The sequence below is a fragment of the Bosea sp. BIWAKO-01 genome, assembly GCF_001748145.1.
Classification (GTDB): Bacteria; Pseudomonadota; Alphaproteobacteria; order Rhizobiales; family Beijerinckiaceae; genus Allobosea.
The window spans coordinates 842,177-862,725 of record NZ_BCQA01000001.1 but is presented as its reverse complement, the minus strand read 5'-3'; the positions used below and the strand labels follow the sequence as shown (position 1 = coordinate 862,725).

Below are 20,549 nucleotides of genomic sequence, written 5' to 3'. Positions count from 1 at the left end.
CATGGGCACGACCACGATCCCCGCGCGCTACAGGGACTGCCCGAGCTTCTCCTTTGGCGACAGCCCGGAGCTGGCCTCCGAACTGGCCGCCCTCGTCGTCAGCGGCCGCAAGCGGGCGACGGTGAACACGCCGGACGATCCCGACTGCCCGGAGGTCGGCCAGATGTGGATCGTCCTCGACGGCGGCAAGCGACCTGTCTGCGTCATCGAGACGCTCGAACTGACGACGCGGCGGTTCGACGAGATCGATGCGGAATTCGCCTTCGAGGAAGGCGAGGACGACCGTACTCTGGCCTCATGGCGCCAAGCCCATGAAGCCTATTTCCGACGCCTCGGCGTCTTCAGTCCCGACATGACCTTGATTTGCGAACGCTTCCGTCTGGTGGAAGTGCTCGCTCCGATGGACGCACACGCATGAAATTCACGCTCTCCTGGCTCAAAGACCATCTCGCCACCACCGATACGGTCGACACCATCACCGAGACCCTGACCCGTGTCGGGCTCGAGGTCGAGGGCGTCGAGGACAGGGCGAAGGCGCTCCAGGCCTTCACCATCGCCTATGTGATCGAGGCCAAGCAGCACCCGAATGCCGACCGGCTGCGCGTCTGCCTGGTCGACACCGGCACCGGCGAGCCCGTGCAGGTCGTCTGCGGCGCGCCCAATGCCCGCACCGGCATGAAGGGCGTGTTCTCGCCGCCTGGCAGCTACATTCCCGGCAAGGACATCACCCTCGGCAAGGGCGTCATTCGTGGCGTCGAGTCGAACGGCATGCTGGTCTCCGAGGCCGAGCTCCAGCTCTCCGAGGATCATGACGGCATCATCGAGCTGCCGGAGGATGCTCCGGTCGGCATGCCCTACGCGACCTATGCCAAGCTCGACGACGCCACGATCGAGATCGCGGTCACGCCGAACCGGGCCGACGCGCTCGGCGTCGGCGGTGTCGCGCGCGATCTTGCCGCCGCAGGCCTCGGCACGCTGACCACACCGTCGATCCAGCCGGTGCGCGGCTCGTTCCCGTGCCCGGTCAAGGTCACGCTCGACTTCGCGCCCGAGGACAAGAAGCTCTGCCCGGCTTTCGCCTTGCGCCTGATCCGCGGCGTGAAGAACGGCCCGTCGCCGGAATGGTTGCAGGCCCGCCTGCGCGCCATCGGCTTGCGGCCGATCAATACGCTCGTCGACATCACCAATTTCATGACCTTCGACCGCAACCGGCCGCTTCACGTCTTCGACGCGGCCAAGGTCAGGGGAGATCTCACTGTGCGCCGGGCCAAGGCGGGCGAGGAGATTCTCGCGCTCGACGGGCGCACCTACAAGCTGAGCGAGGAACAGGTGGTGATCTGCGATGCGCACGGCGTCGAATCGCTCGCCGGTATCATGGGTGGCGAGGCTTCGGGCTGCGACGAGAACACGGTCGATGTCCTGGTCGAGAGCGCGCTCTGGGACGCGCTCAACATCGCCCGTTCGGGCCGGGCGCTCGGTATCAAATCGGATGCGCGCTATCGTTTCGAGCGCGGCGTCGATCCTGATTTCTGCAGGCCGGGCCTCGATCTCGCGACAGCGATGATCATCGATCTTTGCGGCGGTGAAGCCTCCGAAATGGTCTTCGAGGGCGAGCTTCCGGAGTCGCGCGGCGCCATCGATTTCCCGTGGTCGGAAGTGAAGCGCCTGACGGGGCTCGATCTGCCGCAGGTCGAGATGAAGCTCGCGCTGACCTCGCTCGGTTTCCATGTCTCGGGTGCGGGCGAGCGGGTGAAGGTCGCGGCGCCGTCCTGGCGCGGCGACGTCGAGGGCAAGGCCGATCTGGTCGAGGAGATCCTGCGCATTGCCGGGCTCGACCGGGTTGCCTCCACGCCGCTGCCACGCATCAAGGCAGAGGTGCTGAAGCCGGTTCTCACCGTGCTGCAGAAGCGCACCCGCGCCGCTAAGCGTCTGCTTGCCAGCCGTGGCCTGGTCGAGGCCGTGACCTGGTCCTTCATCTCGCATGAAGCGGCCACGCTCTTCGGCGGCGGCTCGCCCAAGCTGGTTCTGGCCAATCCGATCGCCGCCGATCTCTCCGACATGCGGCCCTCGCTGCTGCCGGGGCTGATCCGTTCGGCCCAGGCCAATGCGGCGCGCGGCTTCGGCGACGTCGCATTGTTCGAAGTCGGTCAGGTCTTCTTCAGCGACGAGCCCGAAGGCCAGGTGATCGCGGCCGCCGGCTTGCGCCGCGGCACGGCGCGGCTCGAGGGTGTCGGCCGTCATTGGGACGGTGCGGCCGAGCCTGTCGATGCCTTCGATGCCAAGGCCGACGTCATGGCCCTGCTCTCCGGTCTCGGAATCCCCGTCGGCGGCTTGCAGGTCGTGGCCGGCGGCCCAGCCTGGGCTCATCCGGGACGGTCGGCGACATTGCAGTTCGGGCCGAAGGGCGTCATCGGCGCCTTCGGGGAAGTCCATCCCAAGATCCTCAAGGCTCTGGACGTGAAGGGGCCGCTCGTTGCCTTCGAGATTCATCTCGACGCCATGCCTTTGCCGAAGGCCAGGCCGACCAAGGTCAAGCCGAAACTGAGCCTCTCCGGCTTCCAGCCGCTGACGCGCGATTTCGCCTTCATCGTCGATGCCAAGGTCGCGGCAGGTGACATGATGCGCACGGCGCAGAATGCCGAGCGCAGCCTGATCTGCGATGTCACGGTGTTCGATCTCTATGAGGGACCGGGCGTCGAGGCGGGCAAGAAATCCGTGGCGCTCGCCGTCACGCTCCAGCCTGCCGAGAAGACGCTGACCGATGTCGAGATCGATGCCGTCGGCAGCAAGATCGTCGCCGAGATGACCAAGCGCTACGGCGCGACCCTGCGGAGCTGATCCTCAGGCCGGGAACACCGGTTCCTCGGAGCCGACATATTGGAAGGCGGGAGCGACAATCGGCGCGCCCGCCTTTTGCCTATCTGGCGGGCCTGCCGTCGGGCTGTCCCGGGGCAGGGTGCTGGGGCGGCTGTGGGGCGATGGGTCGGTGCGGCGTTATTGATCCAGATTGTGTAATAATCCGCCCGCGCAATCCGTGAACAATCGCGCTATCGGCTGCTGATCGTTTCAATGCGCCCTGGCTGTATGACCATCTCCGAATGTCCCGTTGCGGACAGCCTTTTCCCTGGCTTTCGCCTGCTCGACGTTCAGACGTCGGGCGCGCGAATTCGCGTGCGGACAGGCGGGGAGGGGCCGGCCTTGCTGCTGCTGCACGGTTATCCGCAGACGCATGCGCTCTGGCACAAGGTCGCCGATCGGCTGAAGCGGCGTTTTACCCTGGTGTGCGCAGATCTGCGTGGCTATGGCGACAGCGAGAAGCCTGTCTCCGACGCCGCTCATCTTGCCTATTCCAAGCGTGCGATGGCGCAGGACATGGTCGAGGTCATGACTGCGCTTGGGCATGATCGGTTTGCCGTTGGCGCGCATGATCGCGGCGCGCGCGTGGCCCATCGCATGGCGCTCGACCACGCAGGCCATGTGACGAGGCTCGCCACGCTCGACATCGCGCCGACGCGCGAGATGTATGCCAATACCACGGACGCCTTTGCGCGTGCCTATTGGCACTGGTTCTTCCTGATCCAGCCCGCGCCCTTTCCCGAACGCATGATCGGCGCTGATTCCAAAGCCTATTGGCTGAAAAAATGCGGCTCGGGTTCCGCCGGGCTGACCCCTTTCGCGCCTGAGGCGCTTGAACACTATCTGCGCTGCTTCGCCGATCCGGCGACGGTTCACGCGAGCTGCGAGGATTATCGCGCGGCCGCGACCATCGACCTGCGTCATGACGACGAGGATGGTGGCCGCAAGCTTGAGCAGCCCCTGCTGGCGCTCTGGGGCGAGCAGGGCGTGATCGGGCGCTGCTTCGATCCCTTGGCGCTCTGGCGCCAGCGTGCACAGAATGTCCAAGGCCGGCCCTTGCCCGGTGGCCATTATTTGGCGGAGGAGATCCCCGATCTCGTCGCTGCCGAATTCACGGCTTTCTTCGGAGAAGACACATGACCGGAACCAATCGCGTCTACCGCATCGCAGTGATCGCCGGCGACGGCATCGGCAAGGAGGTCATGCCCGAAGGTCTGCGGGTGCTTGAAGCGGCGTCGAAGAAGTTCGGCTTCGAGCTGCGCTGCGACAGCTTCGATTTCTCCTCCTGCGACTACTACGCCAAGCACGGCAAGATGCTCCCCGACGACTGGAAGGACCAGATCGGCGGGCATGACGCGATCTATTTCGGTGCTGTCGGCATGCCGGCGCAGGTGCCGGACCACATCTCGCTCTGGGGCTCGCTGCTGCTGTTCCGGCGTGAATTCGACCAATACGTGAACCTCCGCCCCGTGCGGCTGATGCCCGGCGTGCCTGGCCCGCTGGCCAACCGCAAGCCGGGCGATATCGATTTCTTTGTCGTGCGCGAGAACACCGAGGGCGAGTACTCCTCTGTCGGTGGGCGCATGTATGCCGGCACCGAGCGCGAGATCGTGCTGCAGGAGACCGTGATGAGCCGCGTCGGCGTCGACCGCGTGCTGAAATACGCCTTCGAGCTCGCCCAGCGCCGCCCGCGCAAGAAGCTGACTTCGGCCACCAAGTCGAACGGCATCTCGATCACCATGCCCTACTGGGACGAGCGGGTGAAGGAGATGGCCAAGAACTATCCCGACATCGCGGTCGACCAGTACCATATCGACATCCTCACCGCGCATTTCGTGCTGAATCCCGACCGTTTCGACGTCGTGGTCGCCTCCAACCTGTTCGGTGACATCCTGTCCGATCTCGGGCCGGCCTGCACCGGCACGATCGGCATCGCGCCGTCGGGGAACATCAACCCGACCCGTGAATTCCCTTCGCTGTTCGAACCCGTTCACGGCTCGGCGCCTGACATTGCCGGCCAGGGCATCGCCAATCCCGTCGGCCAGATCTGGTCAGGCGCGATGATGCTCGACCATCTCGGCGAGCGCGAGGCCGCAAAGGCCATCGAGGCAGCGATCGAGCGTGCCCTTGGAGACGCCCGGACGCGCACGCGCGATCTCGGCGGAACCTTGAGCACCGAGGCCGCGGGCAGAGCGGTTGAGCAAGCGCTGGGCTGAGCAAGAAGGGCGCGACTCCAGCCAAGGTATTGGCTAGAAAGCGATCATATTCCGCGAGAGGCTGCTTCATCCATGGATTTCACCGCTGCTTCGCTGGCCGATCCCCTCCTCTGGGGCAAGCTCTTCGAAATCATCGTGCTGAACATCGTGCTGTCGGGCGACAACGCGGTTGTGATCGCGCTCGCCTGTCGGGCGCTGGCACCGGCGCAACGCACCAGGGGCATTGCGCTTGGTGCCATTGTCGCCGTGCTGCTGCGGGTCGTGTTCACGGTCGTTGTCGCCTCGCTGCTGAGCGCGCCTTTCCTGCGCATCGCCGGCGCTGTGCTGCTGTTCTGGATCGCCGTGAAGCTGGTTCTGGAGGATGGCGAGGGTGACGAGGACGCCATCGCCGCCAGCAGCAAGCTCTGGAAGGCCGTTCAGACGGTTGCGATCGCCGATATCGTCATGAGCCTCGACAATGTCCTGGCGATCGCTGCCGTCGCCAAGGATTCGATCCCGCTCCTGGTCGCGGGGCTGGTGATCTCGATCCCGCTGATCGTCGTCGGCGCTTCTCTGATCACCCGCCTGCTGGCCCAGTTCCCGCTCCTGGTGTGGGCGGGGGCCGGGCTGCTCGGCTGGGTCGCGGGCGAGATGCTCGATAGCGACCCCTGGTTCGCATCGAACTTCGGTGCAGCAATGATGCACCAGCTTGAATATCCGGCGGCGATCCTTGGAGCGCTGCTGGTTCTCGGCCTTGGCTATTGGCTGAAATCACGCCGGCCCGACCCGGCAACTTGATAGAGGACTGACCGCAAAATGGATTTTTCGTCGAGCCAATTCTGGATCTCGCTGCTGCAGATCATCTGGATCGATCTGCTCCTGTCCGGCGACAACGCGGTGGTGATCGCGCTTGCCGTCCGCTCCCTTCCGGAGAACCAGCGCAAGGTCGGCATCTGGCTCGGCGCGGGTGCGGCGGTCGGCCTGCGCATCGCCTTCGCCCTGGTGGTCACCTATCTGCTGGCCGTGCCCTATCTGAAGGTCATCGGCGGCCTCTTGCTGTTCTGGATCGCGGTCAAGCTCGCCAAGGGTGAAGAGGAAGCGCATGCCGACATCAAGGCAGCGGACAATCTCTGGAAGGCGGTGCGCACCATCGCCATTGCCGACGCCGTGATGAGCCTCGACAATGTCATCGCGATCGCCGGCGCCGCCAAGGGCCACCCTGAGCTCTTCATCTTCGGCTTGCTGCTCTCGATCCCGCTGATCATCATGGGTGCCCAGCTCCTGACCTCGATCATCGAGCGTTTCCCGATCCTGATCTGGATTGGCGCGGCGCTGCTCGGCTGGATCGCAGCAGAGATGATTCTCGGTGATATCGCCGTGCTGCAATGGCTGCAGGTGAATATGCCGACCTGGGTCAAGGCGGTCTCGACGGACGTCAACCCGCTCGGCGTCGGGCCTGCGAACCTGCCCCATTATGTCAGCGCGGCTCTCGGCGCGGCGCTCGTCTGCGCCATCGGCTACGTCCTGAAGCGCAAGCCGGTAAACCAGCCGGGCTAAGCCGCCCTTCAGGCAACAACGACAATTGCGGCGGCCAGGTCTTCCTGGTCGCCGTTTTTCATGAGGCGGGCCGCTCCGAGACCGATGGAGCGAACGCCAGCGTCCTCGACCGTGAAGAATCCTTCCGCCAGGAATCTCACGCAGAAGCGTTCGGGCGCGTGTGCGAAGCCCGTGCCCAGTGCCTTCACATAGGCCTCCTTCGCGCTCCAGAGCTGCGCGAAAGCGAGCGGTCTTTCAGCCGCAGGCAGGGCAAGCAGAATGTCCCTTTCGGTGGGGTGCAGCACGGCCAGCGGCGGCTCTGTTCCCTGTTCCACCCGCTCGACATCGACGCCGATCGGCCGCTCGGCAAGGCCCACGGCAACAATACCTGCGCGTGTCGCGAGAGAAAGATGCAGGCCTTGGCCGGCGGGGCGCGCGAGCAGGGGCCGGCCCCGCTCGTCATGGCCGATCTCAATGGTGGCGGCGGGCTGGCCGAGCTGGTGGTCCAGCACGAGCCCAGCCACGCTACGTCTGAGCCGTGCGCGTTCCATCAGATTGGCCGGGCGCTCGCTGGTCGGGATCAGCCAGACGGCGGGGAGTGTGGAGGCCTTTGCATCGATCGAGGTCAGCCAGAGCATCGCGGAATGCTAGCGGGCTCGGAGCGTTCCGTCGCCTCTGTTGATCTGCGTTGCACCGCCCTGCATGGAATTCATGCAGCGGCGCTGCTTGTGCCCGTTGACGCGGGGCGTGGTTGGTCCTTGGAAGAAGCATGACGTCGTCACCCGACCCACTCCCAAAGGAAGCGCGCGCGCCCGTGACCTGGCGGGGCATGATCCTGGGAGTCCGCAAGATTTCCGTGGTGCTCCCGGGCATCATCGTTTTCGCGGTTGCCTTCGGCGCTGCCGCTGCGGCGAAAGGCCTGAGCCTGCTGGAAACCGTGATGATGAGCGCGATCGTCTATGCCGGGGTCGCGCAGCTCGTGGCGATGGAACTCTGGCGGCCGGAATGGACCTGGGGGGCGATTGCCGGCCTTGCAGCCGTCACCGCGACGGTGAATGCGCGGATGGTGCTCCAAGGTGCATCGCTTCAGCCCTGGTTCTCGCGTTTTCCGCGGGCCCTCAACGCCTTGCATCTGTTCTTCTTCACCGATGCGAACTGGCTGGTCGGAACGCGCTATCACGCCGAGGGTGGGCGCGATCTCGGCGTGCTGATCGGCGGCGGGCTCCTGCTCTGGGTTGTCTGGGTTCTTGCCACCGTGCCGGGATATCTGCTCGGCTCTTTGGTGAGTGATCCGCGACGCTATGGCATCGATCTCGTGATGCCGATCTTCTTTGCCGCGATGATCGTGCCGCTTTGGCGTGGCCGGAGGGCGGCGCGGCCCTGGCTGGTTGCGGGCATCGTGGCGCTCGTTACGGCCAAGCTGGTCGATGGCTATGCCTTCATCATCGTCGGAGCGCTCTCTGGCGCGGTCGCTGGAGCTTTCCTCGATGACGCTGCCTGATCTCGCCGGCTGGGGAGCCTGGGCAGCGATCGCCGCCATGGCGATCGCCACCTATCTCTGTCGCATCTCCGGCGTGGTATTGATGGGTTTCATCCCTCTCACGCCGCATGTCCGGCGCGGGCTGGCCGCCTTGCCGGGGTCGATCGTCGTCGCAACCGTGCTGCCATTGGTCGAGCGTCTCGGGCTTGCCGCGGCCCTGGCGCTGCTGGCCGCAATCGGCAGCATGGTGTTGCGTCGAAGCGAGCTTCTGGCGCTCGTCGTCGGCATGGTGGTCGTTTCGCTCGCCCGCGCCTTCGGCTTGTGATCCATCACCCGGCTGCATTGCTTCCATCACATGACGTCATTGCCGGAGGGCCTCCGGCATGTTGACGCGCGCGGCGGGGCGGCAGACGGTGGCGGTCAATAACACTGACAAAATCGAGGATGGTTATGGCTTGGTATTCGCAAACCTGGAGCTGGTTCGAAGGTGAATGGCATGAGGGAAATCCGGGCATCATGGGCCCGCGGACCCATGCCAGCTGGCTGGCTTCGACCGTCTTCGACGGGGCTCGCTACTTCGAGGACAAGGCGCCCGATCTCGACAAACATGCTGCCCGCGTAAACCGCTCGGCCCATGTGCTCGGACTGAAGGCGACGATGTCGGCTGAGGAGATCATCGCCAAGACCTATGAAGGCGCGAAGAAATTCGCCCCGGGCACGGCGCTCTATGTCAAGCCGATGTATTGGGGCGAGGCAGACGGCCTCTCGACCATCATGGCCGACCCTGAGTCGACCAAGTTCTGCCTCTGCCTCTTCGAGGCCCCGATGCCGGTGCCGTCGAACGGCTTCTCGGTGACGCAGGGCGCCTATCGCCGCCCCACGCTCGAGACCATGCCGACGGACTCGAAGGCGGGCTGCCTCTACCCCAACAATGCCCGTGTCCTGCGCGCCGCCAAGGCGGCCGGTTTCGACAACGCGCTGGTGCTCGACATGCTCGGCAATGTCGCGGAGACGGCGACGTCCAACATCTTCATGGCCAAGGACGGCGTTGTGAAGACCCCGGTCGCGAACGGCACCTTCCTGAACGGCATTACGCGCCAGCGCGTCATTTCGCTGCTGCGCCAGGACGGTATCACGGTCGAAGAGACCAGCCTGCGCTACAGCGATTTCGAGCAGGCCGACGAGATCTTCATCTCCGGCAACTACTCGAAGGTCATGCCGGTTTCCCGGATCGACAACACCGCGCTCCAGCCCGGGCCGCTGTTCCGCAAGGCGCGCGAACTCTACATGGACTTCACGCACTCCAAGACCGCCTAGTCACTGTGGCGCGCCTCGCCACCCGGCTCACCGAGCGCTTCGGGATCGATCATCCGATCCTGTCCGCGCCGATGGCTCTGGCCGGGGGCGGGGCGTTGGCCGCCGCTGTGACGCGCGCCGGCGGGCTGGGCCTGATCGGCGGCGGTTACGGTGACGATGCCTGGCTGGACCAGCAATTCGCCGCGGCCGGCAATACCCGGACCGGCTGCGGCTTCATCACCTGGTCGCTTGCCAGGCAGCCGCATCTGCTTGGCAAGGTTTTGGAGCATCAGCCTGCGGCGCTGATGCTCTCCTTTGGCGATTCCGCGCCTTTTTCGGACGAGATCGCGGCGGCTGGCGTGCCGATGATCTGCCAGTGCCAGTCGATTGCTCATGTCCGGCAGGCGCTGCAGGCAGGCGCGGCCGTTATCGTCGCGCAGGGCGCCGAAGCCGGTGGGCACGGTCATGCGCGCGGGACCCTGCCTTTCGTGCCGGAAGTGGCCGATCTGCTTGCACGTGAAAGCCCCGATACCTTGCTGCTGGCTGCGGGCGGCATCGCCGATGGCCGTGGGCTCGCGGCGGCCCTGATGTTGGGGGCGGACGGCGTTCTGGTCGGCACGCGTTTCTGGGCGAGCCGCGAGGCGTTGGTTCACGCCAATCACCATGCGGCGGCCGTTGCCGCGACGGGGGACGAGACCGTGCGCTCCTCGCTGCCCGACATCGTCCGCCAGCTCGACTGGCCAAGACCGTTCGATATCCGTGTCAGCGCCAACGCCTTCATTGCGAAATGGGTTGGCCGGGATCATGAACTCAAGGGCGCGATCGAAACGGAGGCCCCGGCCTACAAGGCGGCTTTCACGGCCGGCGATCCGCAGAACGCCGCGGTGATATTCGGTGAGGCCGCCGGGTTGATTTCGGATATCCCGACGGCAGCCGAGATCGTCGAGCGCATGGTTACGGAAGCCGCCGCCTGCATTCGCTCCGGAGCAGCTCGGCTCAGGACCTGACGAAACAGCCGGTCAGCGCAGGAGCCGGAACAGGCCTGCCGCCTTCAGCCCGCCGGCAACGATCATGAGATAGAGGCTCGCGGCCACCAGCCCGATCGCGGTCAGTGCCAGAAGACGCGGCTCGAACGGGACATGCGCCAGAGCGGCCACGACGCCGGGCGCGAGCACGCGGGCGACCAGCCCGGCAATCACGCCACCTGCGAGGGTGATGACGATCAGCCCGGGAAGCTGCCGGTCCGGTTTCGTCCAGCCGCGCCGCAGCGCCAGGACAAACAAGGCGCCGACATTGATCCACGCTCCGGTTGCCGTCGCCAGCGCAAGCCCGGGCGCGCCGAAATCGCGCCAGAGCAGCAGCTTGAGTGCGACATTGGCGGCGATGGCGGCAAGCGAAACCAGCATTGGCGTCGTGGTGTCGCCGCGAGCCTGGAAGGCGGAGACCTGCGAGCGGATCATCACGATGGCCGGGAGCCCGATTGCATAGGCAAACAGCACTGCGCCCGCCGCCTGGCTTGCTGCTGCATCGAAACGGCCGCGTTCGAACAGGGCCGAGACGATCAGCTCCGGGATGGCGAGGAAGGCGGCGGCGAAGGGGGCGGCCATGACCAGCGTCAGCGCCACGGCCCGGTTCTGCGCCTTGTCCGCGCCATGGATATCGCCGGCCGCAATCAGGCGGCTCATGGTCGGCAGCAGCACCGTGCCCACCCCGATTGCGATCACGCCGATCGGCAGCTGGTAGAGCCGTTCGGCATAGTAGAGCGAGGCATAGGCGCCGCGCGGCAGCAGGGAGGCGATGATCGTGTCGGCGAAGAGCGCGATCTGCACACCGGCAGAGCCGATGACGGCTGGGCCGAAAGCCTTGAGAAAGCTCTTCACATCGGCATCGACGCGCGGGCGCGTCAGCGCCGCCGACACACCTGCCTGCCGGGCCGCAAGCACCAGCAGCAGCCACTCGAGAAGGCCCGCGACGGCGACCCCCCAGGCGGCGGCATAGGCTGCGCTCGGGAACAGGAAGGCGATGAACAGTGCCGCGATCAGGCAGATGTTGAGCAGGACCGGCGCTGCCGCTGCGGCCGCAAAACGGTCGACGGCGTTCAGGTTCGCGGCAAGCAGTGTCACCAGCGTGATGAAGAGCAGATAGGGGAAGGTGATCCTCGTCAGCGCGACCGCAAGCTCGAAACGCTGAGGATCGTTGGCAAAGCCGGGCGCGAGCAGGCGCACGACCTCGGGCATCAAGGGCAGGGCGAGCGCGAGCAGCACGACCTGCACGATCAGGTTCAGCGTGAAGACGCGGTTGGCGAAGAGCGCAGCCGCAGCGTCTCCGGTCTGCTGCCTGATGCGGGCATAAGCCGGGATATAGGCCTGGTTGAAAGCGCCCTCGCCAAAGATCGCGCGGAAATGATTGGGCAGCCGCAACGCGACCGAAAAAGCATCCATCATCGCGCCCGCGCCGAGCACGGCAGCAAGAGCGATGTCGCGCAGGAAACCGCTCAGGCGGGAGAGCAGCGTGAAGCCGCCAACGGACAGGATCTTCCTGAACATCAGCGCATGAGGCCAGGATGTAGTTTCCGGCGTGCGGACGGCGTCATGCTCGAACTCCAGGCCTCGCTCTTGCCCCAAGGCGCTCTTGCCCTAGGAGCGCCATTGCCCCAGACGCGCTCGCCTGCGCCGGAACAAGCCGAATCGTCTGCACCATTCTTAGCGGATCAATGGCGGCAATGCGTCGCCGCGCGGATGATCGACGGCGCGGGCGTTGAAACCGACCCGCTCGCCGATCAGGTAGAGCGGCCGGCGCTTCACTTCCGCGAAGATGCGTCCGACATACTCGCCGATTAGGCCGAGCGAAATCAGCTGGATGCCCGAGAAGAACATGATCGACACGATCAGCGACGGGAAGCCGGGCAGGTCGGTTCCGTATAGCAGTGTCCGCAACAGGAAGAACATGGCGCTGAAGGTCGAGATCAGGGCGATGATCACGCCCGTCCATGTCGCGACCTTGAGCGGCACGGTCGAAAACGAGGACAACCCGTCGAAGGCGAAGCTGAACAGCTTGCGGAAGCTGAACTTGGTGACGCCGTGCTGGCGTTCGGCGACTTCGAAGGTCACGCCGGTCGAGGGGAAGCCGACCCAGGCATAGAGGCCCTTGGAAAATCGTGCCCGTTCCGGCAGGGCGCGCAACGCATCCACGACACGCCGGTCGAGCAGGCGGAAATCGCCCGCGCCCTCCGGCAACTCCGTCTCGCCGAAACTGGCGAAGACCCGGTAGAAGGCCTTGGCGAAGCCGCGTTTCAGCCGGCTCTCGCCCGAGCGGTCGGCGCGCTGGCCGTAGATGTTGAGATATCCTTCCCGCCACTTGGCGAGGAAGGTCAGGATGGTTTCCGGCGGATGCTGCAGATCGGCGTCCATGATCACCACCGCATCGCCCGAAGCATGGTCCAGCCCGGCGGCGATGGCGATCTCCTTGCCGAAATTGCGGCTGAACGACACGGCGTTGATGCGCGGGTCGCTGGCGTTCAGCAGGCGCAGCACGGAGAGCGAGCCGTCGCGGCTGCCGTCATCGACGCAGATCATTTCCCAGGACGAAACCGCGCCTGTCAGCACGGATTTAAGGCGCTCGACGAGAAGCGGCAGATTATCGGCCTCGTTGTGAACGGGGACGACGATGGAAAGCTCCGGCCGGGCAGGCGCGGAGCGCTGCACTGCGAGGCTGGGAGCGGGCGATGTTTCCGACACGACTGACCTCTTGATCCGGCCAGGACGGGCCGGCCCCGCTTTCCGGCGAAGCCGGGCTCGACACGGGTGACGCGATGGGCACAGAACCGTAAAGCTGTTGTACTCACAAGTCCTGCGACGGGCCCCTTACACCATCGCGGATGAACCCTGGACAACGAAATCGATGACGATCCGTTTCGTTCTTTGCGCTGATGATTTTGCCATGACCGAAGGCGTAAGCCGTTCGATCCTGGAATTGCTTGCGCTTGGAAAGCTCTCGGCGACGGGCGCCATGACAAACCGGCCGCATTGGCAGCACCTTGCCACCGAACTGGGCAGCTTTTCCGGCAGGGCTGATCTCGGGCTGCATCTCAATCTGACCTGTGCTGCCCCGCTTGGGCCGATGCAGCGGGTCGCGCCGGCAGGCATGCTCCCAAGGCTCGGCGATCTCGCGCGGGCCGCGGCGACCTCGGCCGCAGCCCGCGCTGAGATCGCGGGCGAGATCGGCCGTCAGCTCGAAGCCTTCGAGGACGCGCTGGGCCGCGCCCCGGATTTCGTCGACGGCCATCAGCACGTCCATGTGCTGCCAGGCGTCCGCGGAGCGGTGCTGCGGGCGATCCAGCGCCGCTACCCGGAAGGGACGGTCTATTTGCGCGATCCGGCGGACTCGGCCCGGGCGATCCGCCAGCGCGGGGTGGCGGTAGGCAAGGCACTGGTGATCGCTGGTCTGGCGGTGGGCCTGCGCTCGCAGGCCTTGCGGCGCGGGATCCCGGTCAACCGGGGCTTCTCCGGCGTTTCGCCATTCGATTCCGAACGCGACTTCGGTGCGGATCTGCGCCATTTCCTGATCGCGCCCGGAGCGGCACATCTTGTGATGTGTCATCCCGGACATATCGACGACGAACTGGCGAGGCTCGATCCGGTCATCGCCACGCGCGCGCTCGAACACGCTGCCCTTGCCGCATTCGTGCCCCCGCCGGGCTTCAGGATCGCGCGCTTCTCGGAGCTGTTTTGACCACAGGTCGGTGCCGGCTAAAAACTTTGCCGCGAGCTAACCCTACGCAATCGAAAATTTACCGTGATCGCTCAGTTTGTAAGCACCGGTCCGTTCGGATCCTACCCTTGCAGCCTCCGGCGGAGATCTCGGCGCTATGGCATGGTTGAAGCGATCTGGGGCGATCGCGATGGTTGCATCGAAGCGCGCGGCTCGAACACGTGGTTCGCTCTCGCTCGGCAGCAGGATCGCTGGAGCGGCGATTGCCATCGTCGCGGCGGCCATCCTCATCCTCGTGATCGTGGCATCACGCTATAATCAGGCCCAGACCCGCGACGACCTCGAGCATAAGATCGCCGCGCTGACCAGCATGGTCACGAATGCGGCTCCGGCGCTGATCCTGTCCCGTGACACCACGACACTGGGATACATCCTCGAATCCCTGCGTCAGGATCCCGATTTCAATGCAGGCTTCGTCGCCGATGACATCGTTGCCCTGGCGAGCGCCGGCGAATCGACCGAGAGCAGGCTTTCGCTCACCCCGCGTTCATTGGCGGCGGCACTTGGGCGCGAGCCCTGGGACGCCTTGAAGGAGCGCGATACTCTTCAGCTCGAGGATCAGGTCTACCTTGTCCAGTTTCGTTCGGTGCGGATTGGGCCGAACCAGAAGCAGGTCGGCTATGTCGCCGTCCGGTTCGACAAGACCCGCCTCAATGCGCGGGCCTCCTTCGAGCAGTTCGTCACGATCGGCATCGGCGTTCTGATCCTGCTCATTCTCGGGCCGCTGCTCTGGGTTTCCCTGTCGCGCACGATGCGGCCGCTGAAGAGCATGACCCAGGCCATTGTCAGCATCTCCGACGGCAAGCTCGATACACCGATCGACGCGGCGGACCGGAGCGACGAGATCGGCGCGATCGCGCAGGCGCTCAGCGTGCTCAAGGTCCGGCTGGGAGAGCGTGCGGCCCTCCAGGAGGCCCAGCACGTCACCGAGGCCGAACGCCGCTACCAGCAGCGCCGCGTCGACGAATCGATTGCCCTGTTCCGGGGCGAGGTCGGTGCGGCGCTGGAGGCATTCAAGAACAACGCCGAACGGATGAGCGAAGCGTCGGATGGTCTGGCGCGTGTTGCGGCAGAGTCGTCGGGACGCGCGGCCCGCGCCGCCCAGAACTCGCACGGGGCCTCGGCCAATGTCGAAAGCGCCGCACAGGCCGCCGAAGAGATGGGCGCGGCCATCCGCGAGGTCGAGTTTCAGATCCGGCATGTCCGCACCGAGATCGTCGAGGCCGCCTCGGCCTCGCGCGACACCGCGGGTTCGGTACAAGCATTGGACGAAACGGCTCGCGCGATCGGCGAGGTGGTGAACCTGATCCGGGACATCGCCGCACAGACGAACCTGCTGGCGCTCAACGCGACGATCGAGGCTGCGCGCGCCGGCGACGCGGGGCGTGGCTTCGCGGTCGTCGCGTCGGAGGTGAAGAGTCTTGCGGCGCAGACGGCGGATGCGACCGATCGGATCGTGACACAGGTTGGCGCCATCCAGGGGGCGACGGGTGAGGTCGTCGGCGCCATTTTGAACATCGCCAACCGAATGGGCGCGATCGAGAACTTCACGAACGCGGTCGCGACCTCGATCGAGCAGCAGGCGATCGCGACCGGCGAGATTGCCAGCGGCGTTGCGATGGCAAGCTCGTCAGCGCTGTCGGTGTCGAGCGATCTCAGCGTGCTCGCGGACAGCGTCGAGGAGACCGGACAATCCGCGGGGCAGGTTCGGGATGCCGCTGGCGAGGTTGCGGCCCAGGCATTGCGACTTCGCGCGACGGTCGACCAGTTCCTGCACAGCGTGGCGGCTTGACCATCTCCCTGCCAGGAATGCAAAACGGGGCCCGAAAGGGCCCCGTCGCATAGTGTCTCGGCTGCGCTGCCGTCAGGCCTTCGCGCCGTCGTAGAGTTCGGCAACGTAGTCCCAGTTCACCAGGCTCTCGAGGAAGGCCTTGAGGTAGTCGGGACGGCGGTTGCGATAGTCGATGTAGTAGGAGTGCTCCCAGACATCGACGCCAAGGATCGGCGTGCCGCCATGAACCAGCGGGCTCTCGCCATTCGGGGTCTTGCTGATCGCGAGCTTGCCGCCCTTGACCTCGAGCCAGGCCCAGCCGGAGCCGAACTGGCCAACGCCGGCCGCAACGAAGTCTTCCTTGAACTTGTCGACGGAGCCGAACGAATCGACGACGGCTTTCTCCAGCGCGCCCGGCAGCTTGCCGCCGCCATTGGGCTTCATCCACTTCCAGAAATGGAGGTGGTTGTAGTGCTGGCCGGCATTGTTGAAGACAGCCGGGTTCTTGCCGTAGGAGCCCTTGACGATCTCTTCGAGCGACTTGCCCTCGAATTCGGTGCCCTTGATCGCGTTGTTGCCGTTGGTGACATAGGCTTGATGGTGCTTGTCGTGGTGATATTCCAGCGTCTCCCGCGACATGAACGGCTGGAGCGCGTCATGGGCGTAGGGCAGGTCGGGAAGGGTAAAGGTCATTTGGCCTCTCCTTAGGCTGTCAAATCACACTGCTGAGAATGGCTTCGTCATGAACGGCTTGGGACTTGCCAGCCCGGCGGAACAGCCGCCATTCCACGCGATAGTTAAGCCTCCCGCTTCCGGCCGGCAACCGGCTTGGCGCGCCGTCGGCCATGATATTGCGTCGGAGCAAATGGCCCGAAGCCTGGGGGACAGGGCACAATGAACAGGCCATTTGCAGGCATAGTTCAGTGCGAATTGTGAAAGAGTCTCTTATTCAATAAGTTAGAAGATAATCGGAGAGGCGATGAAGCCGCCTGCCTCCGGTGGATACTGAGGGTACTGCGTTGATAACGATCTTCGTTCTGTTGGGTCTGGGGTTCTGTGCCGGTGGCATCGCTGCCATCGTCGATGGCTGGCCCTACCTTCTGCTTGAGCGCGGCTTCACCCAGGTCATCGTCGGGAGCGTGGCCGTCACGGCCGGCGTCATCCTGCTTGCCCTGTCGTGGGTCCTGGTGGAACTGCGCCGCGTCAGGGTGGCGATTGCCGGTGCGCTGACGTTGCCCTCAGCCGGGCCTTCTGCTGCTGAGGCGGCGCGGGCATCGGTGGAGATGGGTGGCGATGTACGGGCCATTCCCGGCGAAGCCCGGTCGACGCTTCCGGGCCTTGGCACCGTGGCAGCAGGGGCCGGGCTTGTCGCCGCCGGCGGAGCGCTCGCAGCTTCAATGCGCGGTGGCGCTGAGCATGCTGCCGCTGCAACCCAGGACTTGCCTGAGCCTGTGATCAGCGATCTGTTCGATGAGATTACGCCCCCCTCGGCGCTGCCTGCTGAGCGGCGTGAGGAGGCCGTTGACGCGGTCGAGGAGCCCGAAGAGGTCAGGGCGGATATCCCCGCGGCCGAAACGCATGAGCCGCACGAAGCGGAAGCGGTGCTGCCCGAGCTTGCGCCCGAGATTGTTACCCCGTCGATTGCCGTTTCCTTCGTGACGCAGCATGGGGATGAAGCCGCCGGAGAGGGCGAGGGCGCCGACACGAGCGCTGTGGTGGATGATAAGGAGCTGCGTTCGCCTTCGGCTCAAGCGCCCGCCTGGTGGCCGCAGGTCGAGAGGCCGCGCCCGGACGAGGTCGAGCCCCCCGTGGAAGCCGATGATTTCGGCGCCTTGCGCCAGCACCTTTCGTTCGGCCCGCAGCGCCCGGGAGCCCATTTCGAGCCCGAACCCGAGCCTGATCTGCCGGTGGGGGAAACGTCGTTCGATCAGCGCGATCGTGAGATCGACGAGGCCGCCGCCTGGATGGCACCCGCCTTCGGCCGGCGTGAGCCGCCCTTTGGCGAGCCCGAGCAGGTGGCGGATGAGCCTACGATCCCGCGCTGGCCGCCGCTGACCAGCGGAACGCCACGGCTGGAGCCGGATGTCGAGAGTGCGGACATGCCGGAGGCCGAACCGGACATGGCCGAAGCGGAAACGCGGATCGAGCCGGTCTTCGAGGAGTCCGAGGCTGCGAGCGAGCCGCTGGATGAAGCCGAGGAGGCAACCTCCGGCGAAGAGACGGAAACGGTTCCCGAGTCGCCCCGCCCGGCGACCTCCGACGAGGGCGTCGTCGGAGCCTATCAGGTCGGCGACACACATTTCACGATGTATGCCGATGGCTCCATCCAGGCTCGTACGCCCGACGGCGAATACAAGTTCGCCTCGATGGACGAACTCAAGACCTATCTCGCCAGCGAGAAGAGCAGGCTTGGCGGCTGATCAGCGCTTGGCGATTGCTTGCTCCGGCCATCCCTCGCGGATCGTGTGGATGGCGAAGGCATAGGCCAGCGCCACCTCCTTCAGCGAGTCGAAGCGCCCGGCCGAGCCGCCATGGCCGGCCTCCATATTGGTGTGCAGCAGGACCGGCCCGCCGCCGGTCATGGTCGCGCGCAGTTGCGCGACCCACTTTGCCGGTTCCCAATACGTCACGCGTGGGTCGGTGAGCCCGCCCATCGCGAGGAGCGGCGGGTAGGCCTGGGCCCGGACATTGTCATAGGGCGAATAGCTTTTGATCATGTGGAACGCCTCGACGTCCCGGATCGGGTTCCCCCATTCCGGCCATTCCGGCGGGGTGAGCGGCAACGTGTCGTCAAGGATCGTGTTGAGCACATCGACGAAGGGAACCTCGGCGATGATGCCGGCGAAGAGCTCCGGCGCCATGTTTGCGATTGCGCCCATCAGCATGCCGCCGGCGCTGCCGCCCTGCGCGACGATGCGGCCGCGTGCGGTAAAGCCGGTATCGGCCAGCATCTCGGCTGCCGCGATGAAGTCCGTAAAGGTGTTGGTCTTCTTCTCTCGCTTGCCGTCGAGATACCAGCGCCAGCCCTTGTCGGTGCCGCCGCGGATATGGGCAATGGCATAGACGAAGCCGCGATCGACCAGGCTGAGCGGATTGGTCCGGAACGAGGCCGACATGGCCGCGCCGTAGGAGCCGTAACCATAGAGCAGACATGGCGCTGAACCATCGAGGGCGAGGTCGGCCCTGTGCAGAAGGGAGACAGGGACCCTGGCTCCGTCCTTCGCCGTCGCGAAGACACGTCGCACCCGATAGGCCGCCGGATCGTGACCGGACGGAACCTCCTGGCGCTTCAGTAGCGTCCGCTCTCCCGTCGCCATGTTGTAGTCGTAGGTTTCGGCCGGGCGCGCCATCGAGGCATAGAGGAAGCGCAGCGTGTCGGTTTCGAATTCGTAGCCGGCATCGAGGCCGAGACCATAGGCCTCTTCGTCGAATGAGATGCTGCTCTCGACGCCGCTGGCGAGGTCGCGGATGACGATGCGCGGCAGGCCATCCTCGCGTTCGAGCCGGATGAGCCGATCCTTCAGGCAGACATGGCTGAGGATCAGACGGCCTGATCGGTGCGGTATCAGGTCCCGCCAGTTTTCCGGCGACGGGGATTCGAGCGGAGCCGAGACGATCTTGAAGTCCTCGGCATCGGCGTTGGTCAGGATCAGGAAGTCGTCGCCGTGATGCTCGACGCTGTACTGGCGGCCCGTCTCGCGCGGCGCGATCAGGACCGGCTCAGCCTGCGGTGCGGCAAGATCGACGAAACGGGTCTCCGAGGTTTCATGATCGCTGATCGAGATCAGCAGGAAGCGGCCGGACTGGGTCTCGTCGATATCGACGAACATGCCTGCATCCTGCTCGTCATGCAGGAGCTCGTCCTCGTCCATCCCGGTGCCAAGTCGATGGCGGAAGACCTGCGACGGGCGGTGATCGGCGTCGAGACGAACATACGCGAAGGAGCGTGAATCGGGCGCCCAGACGATGTCGCCGGTGGTGTCGGTGATCCGGTCGTCCAGATCCGCCCCGGTGGCAAGGTCGCGGACTTTGATGTCGTGGAGTTCCGAGCCTGCCTCGTCAGCACTCCAGGCAAGCAAGCTGTGATCCGGGCTGTGGGCCGCATCGCCGAGCTCGAAGAAGTCCTTCCCCTTCGCCAGGGCGTCGGCATCGAGCAGGAGCTGCTCGCGTGCTTCGCCCTTTTCGGGCCTGATGCGTGGCTTGCGGCAGATGAGCGGATGTTCGCCGCCGCGCCGATAGCGCGAATAGTAGAGGAAGGCGCCGTCCGGCTGTGGGACGGCTGCATCGTCTTCCTTGATCCGGCCGCGCATTTCCTTGACGAGATCGCGCTGCAGAGCACGCGTCGGTGCCATCAATGCTGCGCAATAGGTGTTCTCAGCTTCAAGATAGGCGCGAATATCTGCCGGCAGTTTGCCGGGGTCCCGGAGAACATCCTTCCAGTTCTCGGCCCTGAGCCAGCCATAGGCGTCGCTCAGCGCAACTCCGTGAACGGTGCGGGTTTCCGGCCGCTTCTCGGCATGGGGAGGCAAGGGGAGGCGTTTGGTCACGGCAGGGCTCGCACTATCTTAAGATGGCGTTAAGGATTGAAGGCGATGTGGCTATCGTTGCGTAGTCAACGTCGTTTGTTGCGATGTTCACGAAGGTT

Annotated in this window: 18 protein-coding genes; 13 read left to right on the top strand and 5 right to left on the bottom strand. The window is 65.3% G+C overall.

Annotated elements, in window-relative coordinates; all coding sequences use genetic code 11:
• The first annotated feature begins 1 nt into the window (after position 1).
• The 6 genes from BIWAKO_RS03945 (at position 2) to BIWAKO_RS03920 (ending at position 6,608) form a co-directional block, all read left to right on the top strand.
• A complete protein-coding gene (locus BIWAKO_RS03945) occupies positions 2-418 on the top strand; it encodes an ASCH domain-containing protein (protein WP_069877430.1) in 417 nt (138 codons plus the stop codon).
• The gene (gene pheT / locus BIWAKO_RS03940; protein WP_069877429.1) at positions 415-2,838 is read left to right on the top strand and encodes a phenylalanine--tRNA ligase subunit beta; all 2,424 of its coding nucleotides are present in this window, start codon (positions 415-417) and stop codon (positions 2,836-2,838) included. The genes BIWAKO_RS03945 and pheT overlap by 4 nt, the downstream gene beginning before the upstream one ends.
• Before the next feature lie 360 nt (positions 2,839-3,198).
• Positions 3,199-3,996, top strand: a complete 798-nt coding sequence (locus BIWAKO_RS03935; RefSeq protein WP_244523352.1) for an alpha/beta fold hydrolase — start codon at positions 3,199-3,201, stop codon at positions 3,994-3,996.
• On the top strand, positions 3,993-5,072 hold the full coding sequence (locus tag BIWAKO_RS03930) for a tartrate dehydrogenase (protein ID WP_069877427.1): 1,080 nt from the start codon (positions 3,993-3,995) through the stop codon (positions 5,070-5,072). The genes BIWAKO_RS03935 and BIWAKO_RS03930 overlap by 4 nt, the downstream gene beginning before the upstream one ends.
• A gap of 72 nt (positions 5,073-5,144) precedes the next feature.
• Positions 5,145-5,849, top strand: coding sequence for a TerC family protein (locus BIWAKO_RS03925; protein ID WP_069877426.1), 705 nt, complete (start codon positions 5,145-5,147; stop codon positions 5,847-5,849).
• A gap of 18 nt (positions 5,850-5,867) precedes the next feature.
• Positions 5,868-6,608 carry a TerC family protein gene (locus BIWAKO_RS03920; RefSeq protein WP_069877425.1) on the top strand — a complete coding sequence of 247 codons (741 nt, stop codon included), beginning with the start codon at positions 5,868-5,870 and terminating at the stop codon, positions 6,606-6,608.
• An 8-nt stretch (positions 6,609-6,616) separates the two neighbouring features.
• Here the strand turns inward: BIWAKO_RS03920 and BIWAKO_RS03915 are convergent, their stop codons facing one another.
• Positions 6,617-7,225 (bottom strand): 4'-phosphopantetheinyl transferase family protein, encoded by a 609-nt coding sequence (locus tag BIWAKO_RS03915; protein WP_069877424.1) that lies wholly within the window; start codon positions 7,223-7,225, stop codon positions 6,617-6,619.
• Positions 7,226-7,356: 131 nt separating this feature from the next.
• On the opposite strand from BIWAKO_RS03915, the gene BIWAKO_RS03910 reads away from it, so the two are divergent.
• The 4 genes from BIWAKO_RS03910 to BIWAKO_RS03895 all read left to right on the top strand — a co-directional run bounded on the left by BIWAKO_RS03910 (position 7,357) and on the right by BIWAKO_RS03895 (position 10,370).
• Positions 7,357-8,088: an AzlC family ABC transporter permease gene (locus tag BIWAKO_RS03910; RefSeq protein WP_069877423.1), complete on the top strand. Its 732-nt coding sequence runs from the start codon at positions 7,357-7,359 to the stop codon at positions 8,086-8,088.
• Positions 8,075-8,392 (top strand): AzlD family protein, encoded by a 318-nt coding sequence (locus tag BIWAKO_RS03905; RefSeq protein WP_069877422.1) that lies wholly within the window; start codon positions 8,075-8,077, stop codon positions 8,390-8,392. The genes BIWAKO_RS03910 and BIWAKO_RS03905 overlap by 14 nt, the downstream gene beginning before the upstream one ends.
• Before the next feature lie 125 nt (positions 8,393-8,517).
• Positions 8,518-9,384 (top strand): branched-chain amino acid aminotransferase, encoded by an 867-nt coding sequence (locus BIWAKO_RS03900; RefSeq protein WP_069877421.1) that lies wholly within the window; start codon positions 8,518-8,520, stop codon positions 9,382-9,384.
• Between the two features lie 5 nt (positions 9,385-9,389).
• Positions 9,390-10,370: an NAD(P)H-dependent flavin oxidoreductase gene (locus BIWAKO_RS03895; RefSeq protein ID WP_244523351.1), complete on the top strand. Its 981-nt coding sequence runs from the start codon at positions 9,390-9,392 to the stop codon at positions 10,368-10,370.
• Positions 10,371-10,382: 12 nt separating this feature from the next.
• On the opposite strand, the gene murJ is transcribed toward BIWAKO_RS03895, so the two are convergent.
• Together murJ and BIWAKO_RS03885 are read right to left on the bottom strand one after the other, a co-directional pair.
• Entirely contained in the window at positions 10,383-11,909 is a 1,527-nt protein-coding gene (gene murJ, locus BIWAKO_RS03890; RefSeq protein WP_069877420.1) for a murein biosynthesis integral membrane protein MurJ, read from the bottom strand.
• Positions 11,910-12,065: 156 nt separating this feature from the next.
• Positions 12,066-13,100, bottom strand: coding sequence for a glycosyltransferase family 2 protein (locus tag BIWAKO_RS03885; protein WP_244523350.1), 1,035 nt, complete (start codon positions 13,098-13,100; stop codon positions 12,066-12,068).
• A 163-nt stretch (positions 13,101-13,263) separates the two neighbouring features.
• On the opposite strand from BIWAKO_RS03885, the gene BIWAKO_RS03880 reads away from it, so the two are divergent.
• The gene (locus BIWAKO_RS03880; RefSeq protein ID WP_069877418.1) at positions 13,264-14,094 is read left to right on the top strand and encodes a ChbG/HpnK family deacetylase; all 831 of its coding nucleotides are present in this window, start codon (positions 13,264-13,266) and stop codon (positions 14,092-14,094) included.
• 169 nt (positions 14,095-14,263) lie between these two features.
• Positions 14,264-15,925 (top strand): methyl-accepting chemotaxis protein, encoded by a 1,662-nt coding sequence (locus BIWAKO_RS03875; protein ID WP_069877417.1) that lies wholly within the window; start codon positions 14,264-14,266, stop codon positions 15,923-15,925.
• 72 nt (positions 15,926-15,997) lie between these two features.
• Here the strand turns inward: BIWAKO_RS03875 and BIWAKO_RS03870 are convergent, their stop codons facing one another.
• Positions 15,998-16,597 (bottom strand): superoxide dismutase, encoded by a 600-nt coding sequence (locus BIWAKO_RS03870; RefSeq protein WP_069877416.1) that lies wholly within the window; start codon positions 16,595-16,597, stop codon positions 15,998-16,000.
• A gap of 326 nt (positions 16,598-16,923) precedes the next feature.
• Here BIWAKO_RS03870 and BIWAKO_RS03865 point away from each other — a divergent pair, with 326 nt between their 5' ends.
• Positions 16,924-18,324, top strand: a complete 1,401-nt coding sequence (locus tag BIWAKO_RS03865; protein WP_141739971.1) for a hypothetical protein — start codon at positions 16,924-16,926, stop codon at positions 18,322-18,324.
• Here BIWAKO_RS03865 and BIWAKO_RS03860 read toward each other — a convergent pair whose 3' ends face one another.
• Positions 18,325-20,451, bottom strand: a complete 2,127-nt coding sequence (locus BIWAKO_RS03860; RefSeq protein ID WP_069877414.1) for a S9 family peptidase — start codon at positions 20,449-20,451, stop codon at positions 18,325-18,327. It abuts the gene before it with no gap.
• Positions 20,452-20,549 lie beyond the last annotated feature (98 nt).

Coding starts and splice junctions, on each gene's coding strand:
- BIWAKO_RS03880 (WP_069877418.1), top strand. CDS start 13,264: ATGACGATCCGTTTCGTTCTTTGCGCTGATGATTTTGCCATGACCGAA.
- BIWAKO_RS03930 (WP_069877427.1), top strand. CDS start 3,993: ATGACCGGAACCAATCGCGTCTACCGCATCGCAGTGATCGCCGGCGAC.
- BIWAKO_RS03910 (WP_069877423.1), top strand. CDS start 7,357: ATGACGTCGTCACCCGACCCACTCCCAAAGGAAGCGCGCGCGCCCGTG.
- BIWAKO_RS03875 (WP_069877417.1), top strand. CDS start 14,264: ATGGTTGCATCGAAGCGCGCGGCTCGAACACGTGGTTCGCTCTCGCTC.
- BIWAKO_RS03915 (WP_069877424.1), bottom strand. CDS start 7,225: ATGCTCTGGCTGACCTCGATCGATGCAAAGGCCTCCACACTCCCCGCC.
- BIWAKO_RS03905 (WP_069877422.1), top strand. CDS start 8,075: ATGACGCTGCCTGATCTCGCCGGCTGGGGAGCCTGGGCAGCGATCGCC.
- BIWAKO_RS03870 (WP_069877416.1), bottom strand. CDS start 16,597: ATGACCTTTACCCTTCCCGACCTGCCCTACGCCCATGACGCGCTCCAG.
- BIWAKO_RS03900 (WP_069877421.1), top strand. CDS start 8,518: ATGGCTTGGTATTCGCAAACCTGGAGCTGGTTCGAAGGTGAATGGCAT.
- BIWAKO_RS03920 (WP_069877425.1), top strand. CDS start 5,868: ATGGATTTTTCGTCGAGCCAATTCTGGATCTCGCTGCTGCAGATCATC.
- BIWAKO_RS03925 (WP_069877426.1), top strand. CDS start 5,145: ATGGATTTCACCGCTGCTTCGCTGGCCGATCCCCTCCTCTGGGGCAAG.
- pheT (WP_069877429.1), top strand. CDS start 415: ATGAAATTCACGCTCTCCTGGCTCAAAGACCATCTCGCCACCACCGAT.
- murJ (WP_069877420.1), bottom strand. CDS start 11,909: ATGTTCAGGAAGATCCTGTCCGTTGGCGGCTTCACGCTGCTCTCCCGC.
- BIWAKO_RS03945 (WP_069877430.1), top strand. CDS start 2: ATGGGCACGACCACGATCCCCGCGCGCTACAGGGACTGCCCGAGCTTC.